Raw genomic sequence first — 21,269 nt, forward strand, 5'->3', positions numbered from 1 at the left:
AATAAAGAGGAGATGGACATGCAATTCGGTAAGAAGAAACAATTATGGGCTGCGGCCCTGGCGTCCGGCGCAGCCCTGGCTGCCTTCACCCTGCCCGCATCGGCCTCGAGCCACCGCGAAGCGCCCTTCCTGACCAACGCCCCCAAGGTCGACGGCACCGACTTCTACATGTTCCGCAGCTATGCGCCCGGCCGCGAAGGCTTCGTGACGATGATCGCGAACTTCATCCCGTTCCAGGATCCGCAGGGCGGCCCGAACTTCTACCAGTTCGATAACAATGCGCTGTACGAGATCCACGTCGACAACAATGGCGACGCCAAGGAAGACGTCTCCTTCCAGTTCCGCTTCAAGAGCACGTCCAAGCGCACCGCCCTCACCGTCGGCGGCAAGCAGGTCCTGATCCCCCTGATCAACTCGTCGACCATCAGCGGCGTCAACCCGGGTTCGCTCAACGTGCGCGAGACCTTCACCATCGACATGGTCAAGGGCGACCGCCGCGGCGGCACCCGCACCCGCCTGGCAGGCAGCGGCGGCGCCACCGAATTCGACAAGCCGGTCGACAACATCGGCGACAAGACCTTCGGCAGCGCCACCGGTTACGAGACCTACGCCAACCAGCACATCTACGACGTGGCCATTCCCGGCTGCGGCACCGGCCGCGTCTTCGTGGGCCAGCGCAAGGAGCCCTTCTATATCGCCGTGGGCAAGATCTTCGACCTGGTCAACCTGAACCCGCTGGGCGCCGAGGTCAATGGCAACAAGAACGACCTGGAAAACAAGAACGTCAGCTCGATCGCCGTCGAAGTGCCGATCGCCTGCGTGGCAGCGGCCGGCGAGCCGGTGATCGGCGGCTACGCCACCGCCAGCATGCGCCAGGGCCGCCTGCTCAACCCGACCCCGGCCAGCGGCATCAACAACGCCGCCAAGGAAGGCGGCGCCTGGACCCAAGTATCGCGCGTGGGCATGCCGCTCGTGAACGAAGTCATCATCGGCATGGACCTGAAGGACCGCTTCAACAGCTCCAAGCCGCAGAATGACGGCCAGTTCATCGACTTCGTCACCAATCCGACCCTGCCGGCCATCATCGAAACCCTGTTCCCGTCGGCCAAGGCCCCGACCAACTTCCCGCGCAACGACCTCGTCACCGCCTTCCTCAAGGGCCTGCCGGGCGTGAACCAGCCGAAGAACGTGGTGGCCTCGGAAATGCTGCGCCTGAACACCAGCATCGCGCCGACCGCACTGGCCGCGCAAAATGCGATGGGCGTGGCAGGCGGCGACAATGCCGGCTTCCCGAACGGCCGCCGTCCAGCCGACGACGTGACCGACATCGCGCTGCGCGTCTCGATGGGCGCCCTGTGCGCACTGACCGGCGCCGGCGATAGCCTGGGCGTGGGCTGCAAGCCTGCCGATGCACCGGCCGGTGGCCTGGCGCTGACCGATGGCGTACGCAAGACGGCGGCATCGTTCAAGCCGGCCTTCCCTTACCTGAACACGCCGCTGCCGGGCAACCAGTAAGCGCGAGGAGAGAGCCATGACTTCCATGATTCCCCGCCTGCGCAATGGTGCGCTGCTGCTGTCGGTCGCCCTGCTGCTGGGCGCCTGCGGCGGCAGCAACGATCGCGATCCGATCGCCACCACGCCCCCGCCGCCACCGGTCGGCACCAATCCGCCGCCGGTAGCGACCGACGGCTTCTTCCAGACCGTCCTGGCACGGGTGTCGGCGCTGCTCGATAACGACGAACCGGTAGCGGTCGACGCGATCACGGTGACTGCACCGGAAACCACCGAGCCGGAACCGGTACCGACGACCTGATGCACCTCGACGGCGGGATGGGGGACGCGCGTCCCCTATCCCGCCTTTTCTCATGGAGAACCGATGACCGCGTTCGTTTATCCGCTGGTGCTGCTGGCGGCTTTGTATATTGGCCCTGTCCACGCTGCGCCTTACGTTCCGGCCAGCGGCCAGCAGGTGCTCGAGCGCCTGCCCGGCAGCCGGGAACCCGCGCAACGCGAACTGGCGCGCCTGCGCGCCGAACTGAACACCCAACCGAACAACCTGCCCCGCGCCACTTTCCTGGCGCGGCGCTATATCGAGCAGGCGCGCCGCGATGGCGACCCGCGCTATCTCGGCTATGCCCAGGCGGCGCTGGCGCCGTGGTGGAGCGCGCCGCGCGCCAAGGCGCCGCTCGATGTGCTGGTGCTGCGCGCCACGCTCAGCCAGAGCACCCATTCGTTTGCCGACGCCCTGGCCGACCTCGATGAAGTCGTGCGGCGCGACCCCGGCCATGCCCAGGCCTGGCTGACGCGCGCGACCATCCAGCTCGTCACCGGCGACTATCCGGACGCGCGCACCAGCTGCGCGCGGCTGTTCGGCAAGGCACTCGACCTCGTGGTGCAGACCTGCCTGGCCTCGGTGGGCAGCGTGAGCGGCAGCGCCGGCGCCAGCTACGAGCGCCTGCGCCAGGTGCTGGCTGCGCGTCCCGACGCGCCGGCGCCGCTGCGCGCCTGGAGCGCCACCCTGCTGGGCGAAATGGCCGAGCGGCTGGGCAAGCATGCCGCGGCCGAAGCGCATTTCCGCGAGGCGCTGGCGGCCGATCCGCAGGACAGCTATCTGCTCGCAGCCTATGCCGATTTCCTGCTCGAGCGCGGCCGCGCCAAGGACGTGCTGCCCCTGCTGGCCGAGCGCACCCTGGCCGACGCCCTGCTGCTGCGCTATGCGATCGCCCTGAACGCGGCCGGCTCGCCGGACGCCCTGCGCCACACGGCCGCGCTGCGTGCGCGCTTCGATGCCGCGCGCAGGCGCGGCGACGTCGTGCACCGGCGCGAGGAAGCGCGCTTCGCACTGGCCCTGGACGGCAACCCGGCCGGCGCCGTGCGCCTGGCAAAACTCAACTGGGCGGTACAGAAGGAACCGGCCGACCTGCGCATCCTGGCGCAGGCCGCCGCCGGCAGCGGCGACGCCGAGGCCGCGCGCCTGGTGCAGGAATGGATGCGCCGCCATGCGCTGGAAGACCGTACGCTCGACGCCACCTTGCGCCGCCTCGGAGCGGCGGCATGAAGCGGGCCTGGCTTGCCCTGCCCGCACTGCTTGCACTCCTGGCCCTGCTGTGCCAGCCGGCCCATGCCCACAAGGCCAGCGACAGCTACCTGAACCTGGAAGTGCGCGGCGAACAGGTCACGGGCCGCTGGGACATCGCGCTGCGCGACCTCGAGATGGCCGTCGGCCTGGACGGCGATGGCGACGGCGCCCTGACCTGGGACGAAGTACGCGCCCGCCACGGGGCGATCGCCGCCTATGCGCTGGCGCGCCTGAAGCTCTCCAGCGACGGCAGCGCCTGCCCTCTGCAGGTAACGCGGCAACTGGTCGACACCCACACCGACGGCGCCTACACCGTGCTGATGCTGGCCGGCAGCTGCGGCGGCGCGGTGGCGAGCCTGGACATCGACTACAGCCTGCTGGCCGACATCGACCCGCAGCACAAGGGCCTGCTGGCGCTGCGCCATGGCGCGGCGACCACCACCGCGATCTTCGGCCCGGACCAGCCACGCCAGCAACTGCGCCTGGCAGATGCGTCGGCGGGCCGCCAGTTCCTCGACTATCTCAAGCACGGCGTATGGCATATCTGGATCGGCTTCGACCACATCCTGTTCCTGCTCTCGCTGCTGCTGCCCGCGGTGCTGGTCTGGCGCGATCGCGCCTGGCATGGGCGCGAGGGACTGCGCCCGAGCGCCATGGAAGTGGTGCGCATCGTCACCGCCTTCACGCTGGCCCATTCGATCACGCTCACCCTGGCCTCGCTCGGCATCGTCACCCTGCCTTCGCGCCTGGTGGAGTCGGCCATCGCGGCATCGGTGATCGTGGCGGCGTTGAACAATGTCTGGCCGATCGTGCACCGCGGCCGGGCATGGTTCGCCTTTGGCTTCGGCCTGCTGCACGGCTTCGGCTTTGCCAGCGTGCTGGCCGGCCTCGGGCTGCCCCAGGATGCGCTGCTGCTGGCGCTGGTGGGTTTCAATGTCGGGGTCGAGCTGGGCCAGCTGGCGATCGTCGCGGCCTTCCTGCCGATCGCTTACCTGCTGCGCAACGGTGTGTTTTACCGGCGCGCCGTGATGGCCGGGGGCTCCTGCGTCATCGCCCTGCTGGCGGCGGTCTGGCTGGCCGAACGCGCCCTCGACCTGCGCTTGCTGGCTTGATCCCAGCCCTGGCCACGCGCATTGCCGGCGCGTGGCCAGGGCGCCGGCAATGCGTGGCGCTACAATGGCGTTTTTCCCTGGCTGCCCACCATGCTTACTCCAGAACAGCGCGCGCGCTACCAGCGCGACGGCTTCCTCGTGATCCCCGGCTTCAAGAGCCTCGACCAGATCGCGCTGCTGCGCCGCCGCGCGGAACAGATCGTCGATGCCTTCGACCCCGCCGAATCGCGCGCCATCTTCACCACGAAAGACCAGGCCCGGGCCGGCGACGACTGGTTCCTCGGCTCGGACAACACGGTGCGCTGCTTTTTCGAGGAAGAAGCGTTTGGTGCGGACGGCCGGCTGCGCCAGGCCAAGGCGCTGTCGATCAACAAGATCGGCCATGCCATGCACGACCTCGACCCGGTGTTCGCGGCCTTTACGCGCGATCCGAAACTAGCTAGCGTCGCGCGCGACCTGGGCCTCGAGCAGCCGCAGGTCTGGCAGTCGATGTACATCTTCAAGCAGCCCGGCATCGGCGGCGAGGTGCGGTGGCACCAAGACGCCACCTTCTTCGACAGCGACCCGATCACCGTCACCACCTTCTGGTTCGCACTGGAAGACGCCACCAGGGACAATGGCTGCCTGTGGGCCGAACCGGGCGGCCACCGCGGCCCGCTGCGCGAACGCTTCCTGCGCAGCGGCGACCGCATCACGATGGAAAAGCTCGACGCCACGCCCTGGCCCGACGACAGCACCGCGGTGCCGCTCGAAGCCCGGGCCGGCACGCTGGTTTGCTTCCACGGGCTGCTGCCGCACTACAGCGCGCCCAACCGCTCGCCGGTGTCGCGCCACGCCTTCACGCTGCATGCCACCGATGCGTCCTCCACCTATTCGCCGCGCAACTGGATCCAGCGCGATGCGGGTTTCCCGGTACGCGGCTTCTCGTTGGCTTCGGAGTAACACTCTAGTGTATGTAGGAATCGTCCTACATATCTCAACGGGAGCGTCTTATATTGATGCTCCTACAATAGCCGTATGATCAGGCCGACTCGCTTTTGACCCGGAAGCGCGCCCTATTTTTTTGCCGCTAACGGACGATCATGCTGGACACAAAGCGTACTCACGCCCTGAACCTGATGCACGAAGTCGCATCGGTCGCTACCTTGCAAGGCTCCGGCTCGATCAGTGTCCGCCTGGTCGACATCGGCGTGGGGCGCGTCAGCTTCGTCACATCCGAGAAGCTGGAAAGCGGCTCCTTGGACCAGCTCAGCATGCGATTTACCCTGCCGGGCAACCCCAGGCTGCATTTCGCCATGGTGCAGCTGTCGGGGGCGGCCACCCATGAGCCGACCGCTTCTTCCTATGAAGCGCAGTTCGTGCGCACCGACCCCAAGACCGTCGACCACATCATGGCCTTCCTCGACTCGGCCGGGCAGGTGGGAAAAGACGACAGCCAGTACCCGGGCGTTTTCCCATCGCAGTCCGCGAGCATCGTCTCGTAACACTCCCCCCGGGCAGGATCGCTTTCCCGCCCACTGCCAGCGCGGTCGGCATCCCTTCCGTATCCTCCCCTGCCGCCCAGCGGCTTGTACACGCCAGCATGCATATGCATGATGTATCAGGTTTTTTACAAATCCACCAAGCAATGCCCTATTGGTAAAGCTAGAATACTTTTTCTTATTCTAAATAAAATATCAGGGGAATCATGATACGTTTGCCCATCGGGCTGGCCGCGCTATGCCTCAGCGCTTCCGTCTTCGCCGCCGCGCCTTTCGACGATAAATTCCGCCAGCTCGACGAGCTGCTACCCACGCCGGGTAGCGTGCGCACCGCCTCGGGCGCGCCGGGCCAGGCCTACTGGCAGCAGCGTGCCGACTACACGATGCGCGCCACGCTCGACGAAGCCAAGCGCGCCATTACCGGTTCGGGCACGGTCACGTACCACAACAATTCCCCAGATACGCTGAAATACCTCTGGCTGCAGCTCGACCAGAACATCTACAACCGCAATTCGGATGCGCGCATGTCGGCGGCCCTGCCCTCGCGCGATGCCTGGGCCCAGGCCAAGACGCCGGAAACCGGCGTGAAGTTCGACGCGCTGCGCACCATCCTCGACTCCAGCACCTTCGATGGCGGCTTCAAGGTCAGCAACGTGCGCGACGGCGCCGGCCGTCCGCTGAAATACGTCATCAACCGCACCATGATGCGGATCGACCTGCCGCAGCCGCTCAAGCCGGGCGCGCGCGTGTCGTTCAGCCTGGACTGGAACTACAACATCAACGAGCAGAAGGTGCTCGGCGGGCGTTCGGGCTACGAGAAGTTCGACGACAAGAACGACCTGTTCGAGATCGCCCAGTGGTTCCCGCGCATGGCCGCCTACTACGACGCCTATGGCTGGCAGCACAAGCAGTTCCTGGGCGCCGGCGAGTTCACGCTGGAATTCGGCGACTACGACGTGCGCATCACCGTCCCGTCCGACCACATCGTCGCCTCCACCGGCGAACTGCAGAACCCGGGCGAGGTCCTTACCAATGCCCAGCGCGAGCGCCTGCGCCAGGCCCGCACCGCGAAAAAGCCGGTGATCATCGTCACGCAAGCCGAAGCCGAAGCCGCCGAAAAATCGCGCGCCACCACCTCCAAGACCTGGCATTTCAAGGCGAAGAACGTGCGCGACTTCGCTTTTGCGTCGAGCCGCAAGTTCATCTGGGATGCGCAAGGGATCAAGTCGGGCAACACCGACGTGATGGCGATGTCCTACTACCCGAAGGAAGGCAACCCGCTGTGGGAGCGCTACTCGACCCAGGCGATCATCCATACCATCGAGCAGTACAACAAGTATTCCTTCGACTACCCCTACCCGACCTCGATCTCGGTGAACGGCCCGGTGGGCGGCATGGAATACCCGATGATCACGTTTAACGGCCCGCGTCCGGTGAAGGACAAGAAGACCGGCGAGCTGACCTATTCGAAGCGCACCAAGTACGGCCTGATCGGCGTGATCATCCACGAGGTGGGCCACAACTACTTCCCGATGATCGTCAACTCGGACGAGCGCCAGTGGACCTGGATGGACGAAGGCCTGAATTCCTTCGTGCAGTCGCTGGCCCAGGAAGCCTGGGAAGAGAACTGGCCGGAAATGCGGGGCGAGCCGCGCACCATCACCGAATACATGCGCAGCCAGAACCAGGTCCCGATCATGACGAACTCGGAGTCGCTGCTCCAGTTCGGCAACAACGCCTATGCCAAGCCGGCCACGGCGCTCAACATCCTGCGCGAGACCATCCTCGGGCGCGAGCTGTTCGACTTCGCCTTCAAGGAATACGCCGAGCGCTGGAAGTTCAAGCGCCCGACCCCGGCCGACTTCTTCCGCACCATGGAAGACGCCTCCGGCACCGACCTCGACTGGTTCTGGCGCGGCTGGTTCTACACTACCGACGCGGTCGACATCAGCATCGACGGCATCAGCGAATACACGGTCAGCACCAAGGACCCGGAGATCGAGAAGGCCTGGGCCCGCGCCCGCAAGCAGGCCGAACCCATCTCGATCACCGACCAGCGCAACAAGGGCATGCCGCGCCGCGTCGATGCGCATCCCGAGCTGAAGGACTTCTATAACGAGAACGACGACTTCACCGTCACCAACAAGGACCGCAACAAGTTCGCCGAGACCGTCGAGGGCCTGGAAGACTGGGAAAAGGCGCTGCTCAAGGAAGGCAAGCACCTGTACCTGGTCGACTTCTCGAACAAGGGCGGCCTGGTCATGCCGTTGATCGTGGAAATCGAAACGAAGAGCGGCAAGAAATACATCGAGCGCATCCCGGCCGAAGTGTGGCGCTTCTCGCCGGCCAAGGTGACCAAGCTGTTCATCACGGACGAGCCGATCGTGAGCCTGGTGCAGGATCCGTACTGGGAAACCGCCGACATCAACACCAGCAACAACGCCTGGCCGGCCAAGCCGACGCCGTCGCGCCTGGAACTGTTCAAGACCGAGCGCGATCCGGCCACCGGCAACCTGATGCGCGACTTCAACACCAAGCTCAAGACGCCTGGCCAGAAGGAAGAAGCGCCGAAGTCCGAGTAACAGGCTGCACGCCTCGTTCACGCCACGGCAGGGCTGCATGCCCTGCCGTTTCTTTATCGATGACTATCCGATTTGCATGAAGATCACACACCTGCAGGCGGCCATTGCGGCCCTGGTTCTCGGCCTTGCCAACGCCCACGCCGCTCCGGCTTTCGACGACAAGTTCCGCCAACTGGATGAGCTGCTGCCCACGCCCACCGACACCCGCACCGCTTCCGGCGCGCCGGGCCACCGCTACTGGCAGCAGCGCGCCGACTACCGCCTGCGCGCCACGCTCGACGAAGCCAGGCGCTCGGTCAGCGGATCGGGCACGGTCACCTATACCAACAACTCGCCGGACACCCTGGGCTACCTGTGGGTGCAGCTGGACCAGAACATGTTCCGCAGCGACTCGGACAACCGCCGCATCGCTACCCTGCCCTCGCGCGACGCCTGGCTGGCAAAGGGGAACGACGGCGTCAAGTTCGACGCCCTGCGCTCAACGCTCGAACAACGCGGCTTCGATGGCGGCATCAAGATCACCAGCGTGCTAGGAACCGACGGCCGCGCCCTGCGCCACACGATCAACAAGACCATGATGCGGATCGACCTGCCGCAGCCGCTCAAACCCGGCGCGCGCGTCTCGTTCAGCCTGGCATGGACCATGAACCTCCCCGAGGCGAACGTCGTCGGCCGCCGCACCGGCTACGAGAAGTTTGACGACGGTAACGACATCTACCTCGCCGCCCAGTGGTTCCCGCGCATGGCGGCCTACTACGACATCAAGGGCTGGCAGAACAAGCAATACATGGGCGACGGCGAGTTCACGCTGGAGTTCGGCGACTACGACGTGCAGCTGACCGTCCCGGCCGACCATATCGTCGCCTCGACCGGCGAGCTGCAGAACCCGGATGCGGTGCTCAGCGCCGCCCAGCGCGAGCGCCTGCGCCAGGCGCGCAGTGCGAACAAGCCGGTCGTCATCGTCACGCAAGCGGAAGCCCAGGCCGCCGAGAAAGGCCGCTCGAAGGCGACCAGGACCTGGCACTTCAAGGCGAACAGCGTGCGCGACTTCGCCTTTGCCTCGAGCCGCAAGTTCATCTGGGACGCCCAGGGCATCAAGAGCGGCGGCAAGGACGTGCTGGCGATGTCCTACTACCCGAAGGAAGGCAACCCGCTGTGGGAGCGCTATTCGACGGCCGCCGTGATCCACACGCTCGAGCAGTACAACAAGTATTCCTTCGACTATCCGTACCCGACCGCGATTTCCGTGAACGGCTCGATCGGCGGCATGGAATACCCGATGATCTCGTTCAACGCCGGGCGCCCGGTGAAGGACAAGAAGACCGGGGAGCTCACCTACCCGAAGAGCACCAAATATGGATTGATCAGCGTGATCATCCACGAAGTGGGCCACAACTACTTCCCGATGATCGTCAACTCGGACGAGCGCCAGTGGACCTGGATGGACGAGGGCATGAACAGCTTCCTGCAATTCCTGGCCGAGCAAGCCTGGGAAGACGATTATCCTGCGCGCCGCGGCGAAGCGCGCAACATCGTCGACTACATGCGCAGCACCAACCAGGCGCCGGTCATGACCAATGCCGAATCGACCCTCCAGCGCGGCAACAACGCCTATGCCAAGCCGGCCACGGCGCTCAACATCCTGCGCGAGACCATCCTCGGGCGCGAGCTGTTCGACTTCGCCTTCAAGGAATACGCCGAGCGCTGGAAGTTCAAGCGCCCCACCCCGGCGGACTTCTTCCGCACCATGGAAGACGCCTCCGGTACTGACCTCGACTGGTTCTGGCGCGGCTGGTTCTACACCACCGACGCAGTCGATATCAGCATCGACGGCATCAGCGAATACACGGTCAGCACCAAGGACCCGGAAATCGAGAAGGCCTGGGCCCGCGCCCGCAAGCAGGCGGAACCCATCTCGATCACCGACCAGCGCAACAAGGGCATGCCGCGCCGCGTCGATGCGCACCCGGAACTGAAGGACTTCTATAACGAAAACGACGACTTCACCGTCACCAACAAGGACCGCAACAAGTTCGCCGAGACCGTCGAAGGCCTGGAAGACTGGGAGAAGGCGCTGCTCAAGGAAGGCAAGCACCTGTACCTGGTCGACTTCTCGAACAAGGGCGGCCTGGTCATGCCCCTGATCGTGGAAATCGAAACCAGGAGCGGCAAGAAGACCATCGAGCGCATCCCGGCCGAAGTGTGGCGCTTCTCGCCGGCCAAGGTGACCAGGCTGTTCATCACGGACGAGCCGATCGTGAGCCTGGTCCAGGACCCGTACTGGGAAACCGCGGACATCAACCAGGATAACAATGCCTGGCCGCGCAAGGCGACGCCGTCGCGCCTGGAACTGTTCAAGACCGAGCGCGATCCGGCGACCGGCAACCTGATGCGCGACTTCCGCACCCCGCTCAAGAAGCCGTCCGAGAAGCCGGCCGACAAGAAGGCCCTGCCATGATGCTGCGCCGTTTCAAGTGGCTGCTGGCCGCAATGCTGCTGTGCCTCAGTGCGGTCGCGGGCGCGCACCGCTTCCACACCGGCATCACCGAAATCTCCTTCAACCCGCGCACCGGCAGCACCGAGATCGTCCACACCTACATGGCGCACGACATCGATGCCCTGCTCCTGAACGCCTATGGGCGCCAGTTCGACCTGCTCGACCCGGACGACCAGGCCGTGCTGCGCAAGTATGTCGAGGCGCAGTTCGTGCTCAAGGGCGCCGACGGGGCGCGCCTGCCGCTGCGCTGGGTCGGCGTGAGCGCCAATGCACAAAGCGTCGTCATCTACCAGGAGCTTGAGAACGCGCCGCTGGCGAAGACCGCCTCGGTGCGCCAGGGCGTCCTGATTGATTTCCTGCCGGATCAAATGAACACCGTCAATTTCAACAATTTAGGTACAATCCACTCATTGACATTTTCACAATCCTCGCTCGAACAACCGGCCCCGACAATTCCCCGATGACCCTCCGCCCGCTCGCCGCCATCCTGGCCGCCCTGTTTGTCCAGACGTCGGCCGTGGCCGACGATTTCGTCCTGCAGCGCGTGCTGGTGGAAGGGGCGCGCGCCAACCAGATCGGCCTCTCCGACGCCGCCAGCTCGGGCAGCATCGGCGCCAGGGAACTCGAGAAACTGACCGTGTACCGGCCCGGCGAACTGCTGGAAGCCACGCCCGGCCTGATCGCCAGCCAGCACAGCGGCGAAGGCAAGGCCAACCAGTTCTACCTGCGCGGCTTCAACCTGGACCATGGCACCGACCTGGCCACCTGGGTCGACGGCATGCCGGTCAACCAGCGCAGCCATGCGCATGGCCAGGGCTGGACCGACCTGAATTTCCTGATTCCCGAAGTGGTCGCCCGCCTGGACTACCGCAAGGGTCCCTACTCGTCCGCGGAAGGCGATTTTTCCTCGGCCGGCAAGGCCTCGATCGCCTATGCCAACCGGCTGGTCGCGCCGCTGGCATCGATCACGCTCGGCCAGGACAACTATGCACGCACGGTCGTTGCGGCCTCGCCGGAGGCAGCAGGCGGCAGCCTGCTGTATGCGCTGGAGCTGTTGAAGAACGACGGCCCGTGGACCCGCCCCGACGGCTACCGCAAGATCAATGCCGTGCTGCGCTACAGCCGCGGCTATGCCAACAACGGTTGGCACGTGGCTGCGATGCATTACCGCGGCCACTGGAACGCCACCGACCAGATCCCCTTGCGTGCCGTCGCGAGCGGCCAGCTGGGGCGCTTCGATGCGCTCGACCTGAGCGATGGCGGGGAAGCGCAGCGCAGCAGCATTTCAGGCGCATGGCGCCGCACCACGCAGGAATCGGCGACCAGCGTGAGCGCCTACGTCATCCGCAACCGCCTCGACCTGTATTCGAACTTCACCTATTTCCTGAACGACCCGGTCAATGGCGACCAGTTCAGCCAGCCGGACCGGCGCGTGACCACGGGCCTGGACGCCAGCCACACCTGGCACGCGTATGCCAAGGGCGCGTTCAGCTCGGACATGACGGTCGGCCTGCAGGCGCAGAACGACAATATCTTCAACGGCCTGTACGACACCCGTGCGCGCCAGAGGCTGGCGACGACGCGCGAAGACCATATCACCGAAGGCAGCCTGGCCCTGTTCGTGGAGAACGCCACCAAATGGAGCGAGGCCCTGCGCACTGTGGTCGGGGTGCGCGCGAACGCCTACCGCTTCCGCGTCGATGGCGACCGTCCGGAAAATGCCGGACGGGCCAGCGATTCGCTGGCGACGCCATCGCTGAGCGTCGCCTATGGTCCCTGGAAGTCGACCGAGCTCTACTTCAACTACGGCCACGGCTTCCACAGCAACGACGCGCGCGGCACCGTGGCCAGCGTCGATCCGAAGACCCTCGATCCGGTGGACCGAACTCCCGGACTGGTGCGCTCGCGCGGCATGGAGCTGGGCCTGCGTACCGTGGCGATCCCGAAAATGGAAACCACGCTGTCGGTGTACAAGCTCGATTTCGATTCGGAGCTCACCTATATCGGCGACGCCGGCAATACCGAAGCGGGCGACCCGAGCCGCCGCCATGGCGTCGAGCTGTCCAACATCTACCGCATCAACAAATGGGTGTCGGCGAACCTCGACGCGGCGTATGCGCATGCGCGTTCGCGCGGCGGCAACCCGGCAGGGGACAGGATTCCCGGCGCCGTGGAGGGCGTGGCCCAGCTGGGCCTGAGCGTGGAGCGCGCAGGTCCCTGGTCGGGCGCACTGCGCCTGCGTTATTTCGGCCCGCGTCCGCTCATCGAAGACAACAGCGTGCGCTCGCAGGCCAGCGTCACGCTCAATGGCCGGGTGGGCTACCGGATCGGCAAGGACATGCGCCTGGAACTGGAAGGCTTCAACCTGGGCAACCGGCGCGACTCGGCCATCGATTATTACTACGTCTCGCGCCTCGCGGGCGAAACGGAAGGCCGGGACGACATCCATTTCCATCCGATCGAGCCGCGCTCCTTCCGGCTGACCTTCATCAAGAATTGGTAGGGGTCAGGCCGGGGGCGTGGAAAAATGCTACGCTAACCGGATGACGATACGTGAACTCCCCTACACCGCCCCGGCTGACCTGGCCGATGCCGTGCGCAGCGAAGGCTATGCCCTGCTGCGCCCCCAGGACGTGGCCCGCCTGGCAGGCTGCACCCTGGACCAGCTCGACGCACTCGTCCCGAGCTGGGACCGGCTGGAACTGGACAACTACCTGAAGGACGGTGGGCGCTATCGCCGCCGGCGGCACTCCTGCTTCATCGACGACGGCAGCCAGCTGGCGCAGACGCCGCACCGCGCGCACTGGCAGCCGGTCGAGTACAACGCCCTGCACGGCGGCATGCACCGCCTGTTCGAACCGATCGAACCCGCCACCCTCGCCGTGCCGGCCTGGGAGCGCCTGCTGCGCGCACTGGGCGAAGTCTGTTCGCAGGTCGCCGGCCGCCACGCCTGGCGCGTCGAAGCGCACCAGTTCCGCATCGATACCGCCGACGGCATCGGCCGCCCGACCCCCGAAGGCGCGCACCGCGACGGCGTCGATTTCGTCGCCGTCATCCTGATCGGACGCAGCGGCATCAAGGGTGGCGAAACGCGGGTGTTCGAGGCCGAAGGCTCGATGGGCAAGCGCTTTACCATGACCGAGCCCTGGACCCTGCTGCTGCTCGACGACGCGGCCGTGATCCACGAATCCACACCGATCCAGCCGCTGGGCGAGCATGGGCACCGCGACACGCTGGTGCTGACCTGGCGTGCAGGCGCCTTCCAGGGCGAGTTTGAATAAAAAAAACGCCCGCGAAGCTTGCGCTGGCGGGCGGCAATCCAATTTCCGGAGAAAACTGGAGGAGACGGTTTCAATATAACCCAGTTTTTTGTGCACCGCAATACGTACAACTACTGGACTCGTTGCCTTAAGGAAGGGCTAAGGAAGCGTTTCCATCAGCGGACCGTCGGCAGGGTTTGCTGCGCCGCGCAATCCCATCTAATAACGCAGGAAGGATTCGCCCAGCAACACGCTTCTCAAGCCGCCGGCATCTTCCGGCCGGTTGCGGGCAGCGGCCATTGCCGCCGCAGCCGGCGTGGGGGCATTCATCAACACCGGGCCGGGCTGGGAGATGCTCCCCCGGCTCGCCGCGCCTTCCGGCATGGCCCGCAGTGGCGGCGCCGACGAAGCCTGCTCGTGCGCCTGGGGGGCGGGCGCCGCCAGCGGCAAGCGGCCGTCCAGCAGGCGCGCCACGAAATGCTCACGCTCCTTGCCGTCCATCGGCGCCGGGCGCCCGTAGACGGGTGCGCCGGCCTCGCCCAACACATCCACCAGCGGCGCGGCGTCGTGCACGGCGATGCCGCTCGCCCGCACCGCCGACACCACGAAACGCAGCGCGTCCTTGCGCTTGCTGCCAATCTCCTGCGGCGCCAGGAAGGCGGAGCTGGCAAACAGGCTGCGCAGGACGGCTGCCTGGTCGCCGCCCGTGTCCTTCCACACCCGCGCCAGCTGCCGCACCAGCGCTGCCGGCGGGGCGGAGACGAACTCCCCGGCCAGTGCGCGCACGGCCTCCTGCTCGCTGCGCCCATCGATGCGCCGGCCCTGCATGGAGGCATGCCTGGCCACGGCCGCGCGCAGTGCGGCATGCCTGCCGAAGACGTGTGGGCGCACCGCCTCGCGCGCAATGGCGTCCACCTCGGCCGCGTCCAGGCCCCTGCCTTCATGGATGCCGAAATGGGCCAGCCAGAATGCGCAGAGCACTTCCTCCAGCTGGCGCGGGCTGGCGACTGCGCGCAGCACCGCTTGCGCACCTACCCGACCCGCGTCGCTACCGGGCAGGCGCAGCTGCGCGTCGAGATAAGGGGGCAAGGGCGGCGGCGCGAGCTGGCTGTCCACATAGGCCGACAAGCCCATCGCGCGTACGCGGGCCAGCTCGCCGGGTGCGGGGCCGTAGCCCAGCCGGTTGAGCAGGTGGAGCGCGGCCTGCTCGCCGATCGCCTGCTCGGCACGGACCGGGGCGCACAGCAAGCCCAGGGCCAGCAGTGCGGGCAGGGCAAAACGCGGCAGGCGTGGATGGCATCGCATGGAGAAGTTATATCCCTTCGGCGCGCAGGCCGCGAACGGGTTTCGTAAAATATTGTAAGCCGCCCCAACCGGCAGGGCGAACTCGGCGCATTACGCGCTCAAGACATTGCATTTTTGCTACACTTCAACGCTTAACCGAAAGCCTGCCAAACATATGCCTACCCTCCGCCACCTTCCCCCGGCCGCCCTGGTTTCCGTTGCAGGCGCCGCCCTGTGCTTTGCCGCCGCGCTGGCCGTGCCGAACCGCGCCACCGCCAAGGACGAGAAGCCCGCCGCGCCGACGCCGGCCCTGACCGTCACCACCACCCAGCCGTCCAGCGCTTCGCTGCCCCTGGGCTTGAATGCCAACGGCAGCGTCGCCGCCTGGCAGGAAGCGGTCATCGGCAGCGAGTCGAACGGCCTGCGCCTGCTGGAGGTGAAAGTGAACGTGGGCGACGTCGTGAACAAGGGCGACACCCTGGCCGTGTTTGCCAGCGAGACCGTGCGCGCCGACGTCGAACAGGCGCGTGCCGCCTTGCAGGAAGCGCAGGCCAATGCCGCCGAGGCCAAGGCCAATGCCGACCGCGCCCGCGCCCTGCGCAGCTCCGGCGCACTGAGCGAGCAGCAGATCACCCAGTACTTCACCGCCGAGCGCACCGCGGCCGCGCGCGTGAGCGCAGCGAAGGCCACGCTGGAGCAGCAGAACCTGCGCCTGCGGTTTGCCACCGTCACCGCGCCCGACAGCGGCATCATCTCGGCGCGCAGCGCCACGGTGGGCGCCGTGATCGGCGCCGGCACCGAACTGTTTCGCATGATCCGCCAGGGCCGCCTCGAGTGGCGCGCCGAAATCACCTCCGCCGACCTGGGCCGCATCAAGCCGGGCATGCGCGCGGCGGTGCGCGCCGCCAGCGGCTCCGAGATCAACGGCAAGGTGCGCGCCGTGGCGCCGACCGTCGATCCGCAGACCCGCCTGGCGCTGGTGTATGTCGACCTGCCGCCTTCCTTATCAGGCAACGCGCCGCTCAAGGCCGGCATGTTCGCCAGCGGCCGCTTCGAGCTGGGCAAATCGAACGCCCTGACCGTGCCGCAGCAGGCGGTCGCCGTGCGCGACGGCTTCAGCTATGTATTCCGCCTGAACCGCGACAGCCGCGTGAGCCAGCTGAAGGTCACCACCGGACGGCGCCTGGGCGACCGGGTCGAGATCGTGGGCGGCCTGGCGGCAGGCACGCCGATCGTGGTCAGCGGCGCCGGCTTCCTGAACGACGGCGACCTGGTCAGGAATGTCCCGGCGCCTGCGGCCCCGGCGCCGCGCCAGACCGCGGCACGCTGAACAAGGCACGACCATGAATTTTTCCGCCCTGTCGATCCGGAACCCGATTCCGGCCATCATGCTGTTCACCCTGCTCACGCTGGCGGGGCTGCTGGCCTTCAAGGCCAATAAGGTCCAGGACTTCCCGGACATCGAGCTGCCCATCGTGACCGTCGCCGCCACGCTGGAAGGCGCGGCGCCGGCCCAGCTGGAAACCGAGGTCGCGCGCAAGATCGAGGATTCGGTCGCCACCTTGCAAGGTGTGAAGAACATCTATACCAAGGTGCTCGACGGCGTGGCCACCGTCACCGTCGAATTCGTGCTCGAGAAAGACCTGGCCGAGGCGGTGAACGACGTGCGCGACGCGGTCGCGCGCGTGCGCTCCGACCTGCCGCCCGAGATGCGCGACCCGAGCGTGACCAAGGCCGCCACCTCGGGCCGCGTGATCGCCACCTTCACGGCGACCCCGAGCCCGACCGCGGGCAGCGCCATGGACGACCAGGAACTGAGCTGGTTCGTCGACAACGATGTTTCCAAGCGCCTGCTGAGCGTGCCGGGCTTGGGCGCGGTCAAGCGTGTCGGCGGCGTGACGCGCGAGGTCCGCGTGGAACTCGACGACGAGCGCATGGCGGCGCTGCAGGTCTCGGCGCTGGACGTATCGCGCCAGCTGCGCAACGTGCAGAGGGAAAGCCCTGGCGGACGCGGCGACGTGAACGGCGCCGAGCAATCGGTGCGCACCATCGCCACCGTGCAGTCGGCGCAGGCGCTGGGCGAGATGGACATCCCGCTGCCGGGCGGACGCCACGTGCGCCTGGACCAGGTGGCCACCGTCACCGATACGGTGGCCGAGCCGCGCTCGATCGCCGAGCAGGATGGCCGCAAGGTGGTGGGCTTCGAGATCTTCCGCACCCGCGGCGCGGGCGAGGTGGACGTGGCCGAGGGCGCGCGCGCGGCCATGGCCCAGCTGCAGAAAGAGCATCCGAACGTCGTGCTGCGCGAAGTGGTCGACAACGCCGAACCGGTCCAGGAAAACTTCGACGCCTCGATGGAAATGCTGTACGAAGGCGCCGTGCTGGCGGTGCTGGTGGTGTGGTGGTTCCTGCGCGACTGGCGCGCCACGCTGGTCGCCGCGGCAGCCCTGCCGCTGTCGGTGATTCCCGCCTTCCTCGGGCAGTACCTGTTCGGCTACACGCTGAACATGGTGACGCTGCTGTCGCTGGCGCTCGTCATCGGGGTGCTGGTCGACGATGCGATCGTCGAGATCGAGAATATTTCGCGCCACCTGCGCATGGGGAAATCACCCATGCAGGCGGCGCTGGAAGCGGCCGACGAGATCGGGATGGCGGTGATCGCCACCACCTTCTCGCTGGTGGCCGTGTTCCTGCCCACCGCGTTCATGAGCGGCATCGCCGGCAAGTTCTTCAAGCAGTTCGGCTGGACCGCGGTGATCGCCATCCTGGCCTCGCTGGTGGTGGCGCGCCTGCTCACGCCGATGATGGCGGCCTATATCCTCAAACCGGCCAAGCACATCGGCGAGGAAAAGGACGGCCGCATCATGAGCCTGTACATGCGCACCATGCAGTGGTGCCTGCGCAACCGGCTGGTGACCGCGATCGCCTCGGCGCTGTTCTTCGCCGGTTCGATCGCCCTGGTTCCCTTGCTGCCGACCGGCTTCGTGCCGCCGGCCGACCGCTCGCAGACCCTGGTGACCCTCGAACTGCCGCCCGGCTCGACACTTGCTGAAACTCATGTTCTAGCCGAACAGGCGCGCCTGGCGGCGATGCAGGTCCCCGGCGTGAAGAGCGTGTTCAGCTCGATCGGCGGCGGCTCCAGCGGCGACGCCTTTGCACCCGGCGCGGCAGCCGAAGCGCGCCGCGCCGTGCTGACCGTGACCACCGCCCACCGCGACGACCGCGACACCGGCTTATCAAGCATCGAGCGCGCGCTGCGCGAGAAGGTCGCCCAGATCCCGGGCGCCCGCTTCAATGTCGGCGCCAACGACACCGGCACCAAGATGCAGCTGGTGCTGCGCAGCGAGGACCCGGAAGCGCTGAGCGCCGCCGCGCGCCAGGCCGAGCGCGAACTGCGCACCCTCAAGGGCATCGGCAACGTCAGTTCCAGCGCTTCGCTGGTGCGCCCCGAGATCATCGTGCGTCCGGACTTCGCGCGCGCCGCCGACCTGGGCGTGACCGCGGCCGCGATCGGCGAGACGGTGCGGGTGGCCACGGCCGGCGACTACGACATCTCGCTGGCGAAGATGAACCTGGCCGAGCGCCAGGTGCCGATCCGCGTCAAGCTGCCCGACGCGGTGCGCGCCGACCTCGATGCGCTGGGACGCTTGAGCGTGCCGGGTGCGAACGGACCGGTGCTGCTGGCGAACGTCGCGACCATCACGATGGAAAGCGGCCCGGCCCAGATCGACCGCCTCAACCGCAGCCGCAACGTCACGCTCGACGTCGAGCTGCAGGGCCGCTCGCTGGGCGACGTGAACAAGGAGGCGCGCGCGCTGCCGGCCTTCCAGAAGCTGCCGCCATCGGTGCAGATCGCGGAGCTGGGCGACGCCCAGGAAATGGAAGCCCTGTTCGCCAGCTTCGGCGTGGCGATGCTGATCGGCGTGCTGTGCATCTATGGCGTGCTGGTCCTGCTGTTCAACGACTTCATGCAGCCGGTAACCATCCTGGCGGCGCTGCCGCTGTCGATCGGCGGCGCCTTCGTGGCGCTGCTCGTCACCAGCAGCGCGCTGTCGATGCCGAGCATGATCGGCCTGATCATGCTGATGGGGATCGTGACCAAGAACTCGATCCTGCTGGTGGACTACGCGATCCTGGCGCGCAAGGCGGGCCTGAACCGCTTCGACGCCCTGGTCGACGCCTGCCACAAGCGTTCGCGCCCCATCGTGATGACCACCATCGCCATGGGCGCGGGCATGCTGCCGCTGGCGCTGGGCCTGTCCGGCGACCCGAGCTTCCGCGCGCCGATGGCGATCGCGGTGATCGGCGGCCTGATTACCTCTACCCTGCTCAGCCTCCTGGTGGTGCCGGCGGTGTTCACCTATGTGGACGACTTCGAGCACCTGATGAAGCGCGGGATGGGCAAGTTGCGGCGCAAGCAGCAGGCGCCGGCAAAGGTGGCGGTGACGGAGCCGGTCAAGTAGATCTGGCATCGTATTGCGCAGGGTGGGGGGGTTCCGCCCACGCGATGGACCTTGGCCGAACGGTCATCCGATACGAGAGCGCAGACGCTTGCGAACACGGCACGGCCGGCAAAGCCGCCCACCCTGCGTAGAACCACAAACGAAAAAACCCGGCAGGCTTGGCGCCTGCCGGGTTTTTTTATCGACGACTCGAAAGATCAGTCGCGGTAGTAGCGGTACTCTTTGCGCTCGGTGCTGCTGCCGCCGAGCAGCTTGGCCAGCAGGAAGCCGACGCCGGCCGCGACCAGCAGGGCGGTGCCTGGATTGGTCTTCACGTACTCGGTGCTCTTGACCGAATAGGTCTGGTAGGTGTCGTTCAGCTGACCCTTGCGCTGGCCCAGGCTTTCACCCGCGCCGCTCAGCAGGCCGGTCAGGCGATCGACGCCTGCGTGCGCGGTGCCGACCAGGCGATCGACCAGCGGCTGCGCACCTTGTGCGACCGCGTCGATTTTCTCGTGCAGCTTGTCCGGCGAGACCGATGCCGAGACCGACGCCATGGCGCCCTTGATGCCGCCTGCCTGCGACTTGTCGGTGCTCGACGACTGGGCGCTTGCGCCGCCCATGCTGCCGCCGGTGCTGCCGGTGCTGCTGCCGCTGGTGCCCAGGGCGCTATTGGTGCTGCTCGAGCTGCTCAGGCTGCCGCTGCTGCCGGCTGCGCTCGACGACGAGCCGCTTTGCAGGCTGTTGCCCGACGAGCTCGATGGGCTCGACGACGAGGACGAGCCGCTCAGGCTGTTGCCCGATGGGCTGGACGACGAGGACGAACCGCCCAGGCCGCTGCTGCCCATGTTGCCCGACGCTTGAGAACCGCTCTGCTGGCTGCCGGCATTGCTGGTGCCGCCGATCGAGCCCGAGCTGCTGCCGGTGGCAGGCTTGGCGCTGCTTGGCGAAGCGTTGGCGCTGCCGAGGCTGCTGCCCGACGACGAGCTGCTCTGGCTGCTGCCCGACGACGAGCTGCTCTGGTTCGAACCAGGCGTCTGGTTCTTGTTAATGCTCGAACCCTCGCGGCTAGCGTCGCTGCCTTTTCCCTCGGTAGATTTCTGATTATCCATGATGTATCCCTCGTTTAAATGTAGACCAACGCGAAGTAGACCGAAACTCGACTATCACCACATTCTTCCTCGATTCCGCCTAAAACAGAACGAAGGGACGAGACTGGCGTGCGCTATATCAAACGGCACTTTGCACTTTTGCCCAGGATCACGATTTCATCTCAATGACCCAAAGCCAGCGCAAAAGTTCCATGTCTAGCGCCGACGTATTCGTCGTCGCTCGTGGGCGGTCGCTGTGGCGGTCCAAAATTGCGCGCAGTACCAACGCTGCGACACGATACAAAAAATACAATGGATCAGGTTCACGGACCGTGCGTTGACTAACAGAGTCGGGCCATCCATCCGGAAGCGTCAAATTCCATTGGTAGCGCGATGCAGGAAATTCGCTTGCACCGCAACCCATCTGCGTTAGAATACAAA

General features: G+C 66.4%; 15 protein-coding genes. 13 read left to right on the forward strand and 2 right to left on the reverse strand.

Annotated features, from left to right (window positions below):
* The first annotated feature begins 18 nt into the window (after window positions 1-18).
* From AC3XQU_RS00970 to AC3XQU_RS01020, 11 genes are all read left to right on the forward strand, one after another.
* Window positions 19-1,515: a DUF4331 domain-containing protein gene (locus tag AC3XQU_RS00970; protein WP_489872255.1), complete on the forward strand. Its 1,497-nt coding sequence runs from the start codon at window positions 19-21 to the stop codon at window positions 1,513-1,515.
* Between the two features lie 16 nt (window positions 1,516-1,531).
* The gene (locus AC3XQU_RS00975) at window positions 1,532-1,813 is read left to right on the forward strand and encodes a hypothetical protein (protein WP_489872256.1); all 282 of its coding nucleotides are present in this window, start codon (window positions 1,532-1,534) and stop codon (window positions 1,811-1,813) included.
* 63 nt (window positions 1,814-1,876) lie between these two features.
* Complete coding sequence (locus AC3XQU_RS00980) at window positions 1,877-3,058, forward strand: tetratricopeptide repeat protein (RefSeq protein WP_489872257.1); 1,182 nt, start codon at window positions 1,877-1,879, stop codon at window positions 3,056-3,058.
* The gene (locus AC3XQU_RS00985) at window positions 3,055-4,191 is read left to right on the forward strand and encodes a HupE/UreJ family protein (RefSeq protein ID WP_489872258.1); all 1,137 of its coding nucleotides are present in this window, start codon (window positions 3,055-3,057) and stop codon (window positions 4,189-4,191) included. Before AC3XQU_RS00980 ends, AC3XQU_RS00985 begins: the two co-directional genes overlap by 4 nt.
* A gap of 90 nt (window positions 4,192-4,281) precedes the next feature.
* Complete coding sequence (locus AC3XQU_RS00990; RefSeq protein ID WP_489872259.1) at window positions 4,282-5,133, forward strand: phytanoyl-CoA dioxygenase family protein; 852 nt, start codon at window positions 4,282-4,284, stop codon at window positions 5,131-5,133.
* Between the two features lie 140 nt (window positions 5,134-5,273).
* Window positions 5,274-5,675: a hypothetical protein gene (locus AC3XQU_RS00995; protein WP_489872260.1), complete on the forward strand. Its 402-nt coding sequence runs from the start codon at window positions 5,274-5,276 to the stop codon at window positions 5,673-5,675.
* Window positions 5,676-5,878: 203 nt separating this feature from the next.
* Window positions 5,879-8,254, forward strand: coding sequence for a M1 family metallopeptidase (locus AC3XQU_RS01000; protein ID WP_489872261.1), 2,376 nt, complete (start codon window positions 5,879-5,881; stop codon window positions 8,252-8,254).
* Window positions 8,255-8,330: 76 nt separating this feature from the next.
* A complete protein-coding gene (locus AC3XQU_RS01005) occupies window positions 8,331-10,712 on the forward strand; it encodes a M1 family metallopeptidase (RefSeq protein WP_489872262.1) in 2,382 nt (793 codons plus the stop codon).
* Complete coding sequence (locus AC3XQU_RS01010) at window positions 10,709-11,215, forward strand: DUF6702 family protein (protein WP_489872263.1); 507 nt, start codon at window positions 10,709-10,711, stop codon at window positions 11,213-11,215. Before AC3XQU_RS01005 ends, AC3XQU_RS01010 begins: the two co-directional genes overlap by 4 nt.
* Window positions 11,212-13,254: a TonB-dependent receptor gene (locus tag AC3XQU_RS01015; RefSeq protein ID WP_489872264.1), complete on the forward strand. Its 2,043-nt coding sequence runs from the start codon at window positions 11,212-11,214 to the stop codon at window positions 13,252-13,254. Before AC3XQU_RS01010 ends, AC3XQU_RS01015 begins: the two co-directional genes overlap by 4 nt.
* Before the next feature lie 40 nt (window positions 13,255-13,294).
* On the forward strand, window positions 13,295-14,032 hold the full coding sequence (locus tag AC3XQU_RS01020) for a 2OG-Fe dioxygenase family protein (protein ID WP_489872265.1): 738 nt from the start codon (window positions 13,295-13,297) through the stop codon (window positions 14,030-14,032).
* Between the two features lie 198 nt (window positions 14,033-14,230).
* Here AC3XQU_RS01020 and AC3XQU_RS01025 read toward each other — a convergent pair whose 3' ends face one another.
* The gene (locus AC3XQU_RS01025) at window positions 14,231-15,316 is read right to left on the reverse strand and encodes a DUF1800 family protein (RefSeq protein ID WP_489872266.1); all 1,086 of its coding nucleotides are present in this window, start codon (window positions 15,314-15,316) and stop codon (window positions 14,231-14,233) included.
* Between the two features lie 154 nt (window positions 15,317-15,470).
* Between AC3XQU_RS01025 and AC3XQU_RS01030 the strand changes: the two genes are divergently transcribed.
* Both AC3XQU_RS01030 and AC3XQU_RS01035 read left to right on the forward strand, forming a co-directional pair.
* Window positions 15,471-16,625 carry an efflux RND transporter periplasmic adaptor subunit gene (locus AC3XQU_RS01030; protein WP_489872267.1) on the forward strand — a complete coding sequence of 385 codons (1,155 nt, stop codon included), beginning with the start codon at window positions 15,471-15,473 and terminating at the stop codon, window positions 16,623-16,625.
* A 13-nt stretch (window positions 16,626-16,638) separates the two neighbouring features.
* Window positions 16,639-19,758, forward strand: coding sequence for an efflux RND transporter permease subunit (locus AC3XQU_RS01035; protein ID WP_489872268.1), 3,120 nt, complete (start codon window positions 16,639-16,641; stop codon window positions 19,756-19,758).
* A 197-nt stretch (window positions 19,759-19,955) separates the two neighbouring features.
* On the opposite strand, the gene AC3XQU_RS01040 is transcribed toward AC3XQU_RS01035, so the two are convergent.
* Window positions 19,956-20,849, reverse strand: a complete 894-nt coding sequence (locus AC3XQU_RS01040) for a hypothetical protein (RefSeq protein ID WP_489872269.1) — start codon at window positions 20,847-20,849, stop codon at window positions 19,956-19,958.
* Window positions 20,850-21,269: the final 420 nt, after the last annotated feature.

Source organism: Telluria sp. AZSoR62, assembly GCF_058111565.1.

What these genes read in the sequence shown, in the direction of transcription:
- AC3XQU_RS00970 (WP_489872255.1), top strand. Translation starts at nt 19, where the DNA reads ATGCAATTCGGTAAGAAGAAACAATTATGGGCTGCGGCCCTGGCGTCC.
- AC3XQU_RS00975 (WP_489872256.1), top strand. Translation starts at nt 1,532, where the DNA reads ATGACTTCCATGATTCCCCGCCTGCGCAATGGTGCGCTGCTGCTGTCG.
- AC3XQU_RS00980 (WP_489872257.1), top strand. Translation starts at nt 1,877, where the DNA reads ATGACCGCGTTCGTTTATCCGCTGGTGCTGCTGGCGGCTTTGTATATT.
- AC3XQU_RS00985 (WP_489872258.1), top strand. Translation starts at nt 3,055, where the DNA reads ATGAAGCGGGCCTGGCTTGCCCTGCCCGCACTGCTTGCACTCCTGGCC.
- AC3XQU_RS00990 (WP_489872259.1), top strand. Translation starts at nt 4,282, where the DNA reads ATGCTTACTCCAGAACAGCGCGCGCGCTACCAGCGCGACGGCTTCCTC.
- AC3XQU_RS00995 (WP_489872260.1), top strand. Translation starts at nt 5,274, where the DNA reads ATGCTGGACACAAAGCGTACTCACGCCCTGAACCTGATGCACGAAGTC.
- AC3XQU_RS01000 (WP_489872261.1), top strand. Translation starts at nt 5,879, where the DNA reads ATGATACGTTTGCCCATCGGGCTGGCCGCGCTATGCCTCAGCGCTTCC.
- AC3XQU_RS01005 (WP_489872262.1), top strand. Translation starts at nt 8,331, where the DNA reads ATGAAGATCACACACCTGCAGGCGGCCATTGCGGCCCTGGTTCTCGGC.
- AC3XQU_RS01010 (WP_489872263.1), top strand. Translation starts at nt 10,709, where the DNA reads ATGATGCTGCGCCGTTTCAAGTGGCTGCTGGCCGCAATGCTGCTGTGC.
- AC3XQU_RS01015 (WP_489872264.1), top strand. Translation starts at nt 11,212, where the DNA reads ATGACCCTCCGCCCGCTCGCCGCCATCCTGGCCGCCCTGTTTGTCCAG.
- AC3XQU_RS01020 (WP_489872265.1), top strand. Translation starts at nt 13,295, where the DNA reads ATGACGATACGTGAACTCCCCTACACCGCCCCGGCTGACCTGGCCGAT.
- AC3XQU_RS01025 (WP_489872266.1), bottom strand. Translation starts at nt 15,316, where the DNA reads ATGCGATGCCATCCACGCCTGCCGCGTTTTGCCCTGCCCGCACTGCTG.
- AC3XQU_RS01030 (WP_489872267.1), top strand. Translation starts at nt 15,471, where the DNA reads ATGCCTACCCTCCGCCACCTTCCCCCGGCCGCCCTGGTTTCCGTTGCA.
- AC3XQU_RS01035 (WP_489872268.1), top strand. Translation starts at nt 16,639, where the DNA reads ATGAATTTTTCCGCCCTGTCGATCCGGAACCCGATTCCGGCCATCATG.
- AC3XQU_RS01040 (WP_489872269.1), bottom strand. Translation starts at nt 20,849, where the DNA reads ATGGATAATCAGAAATCTACCGAGGGAAAAGGCAGCGACGCTAGCCGC.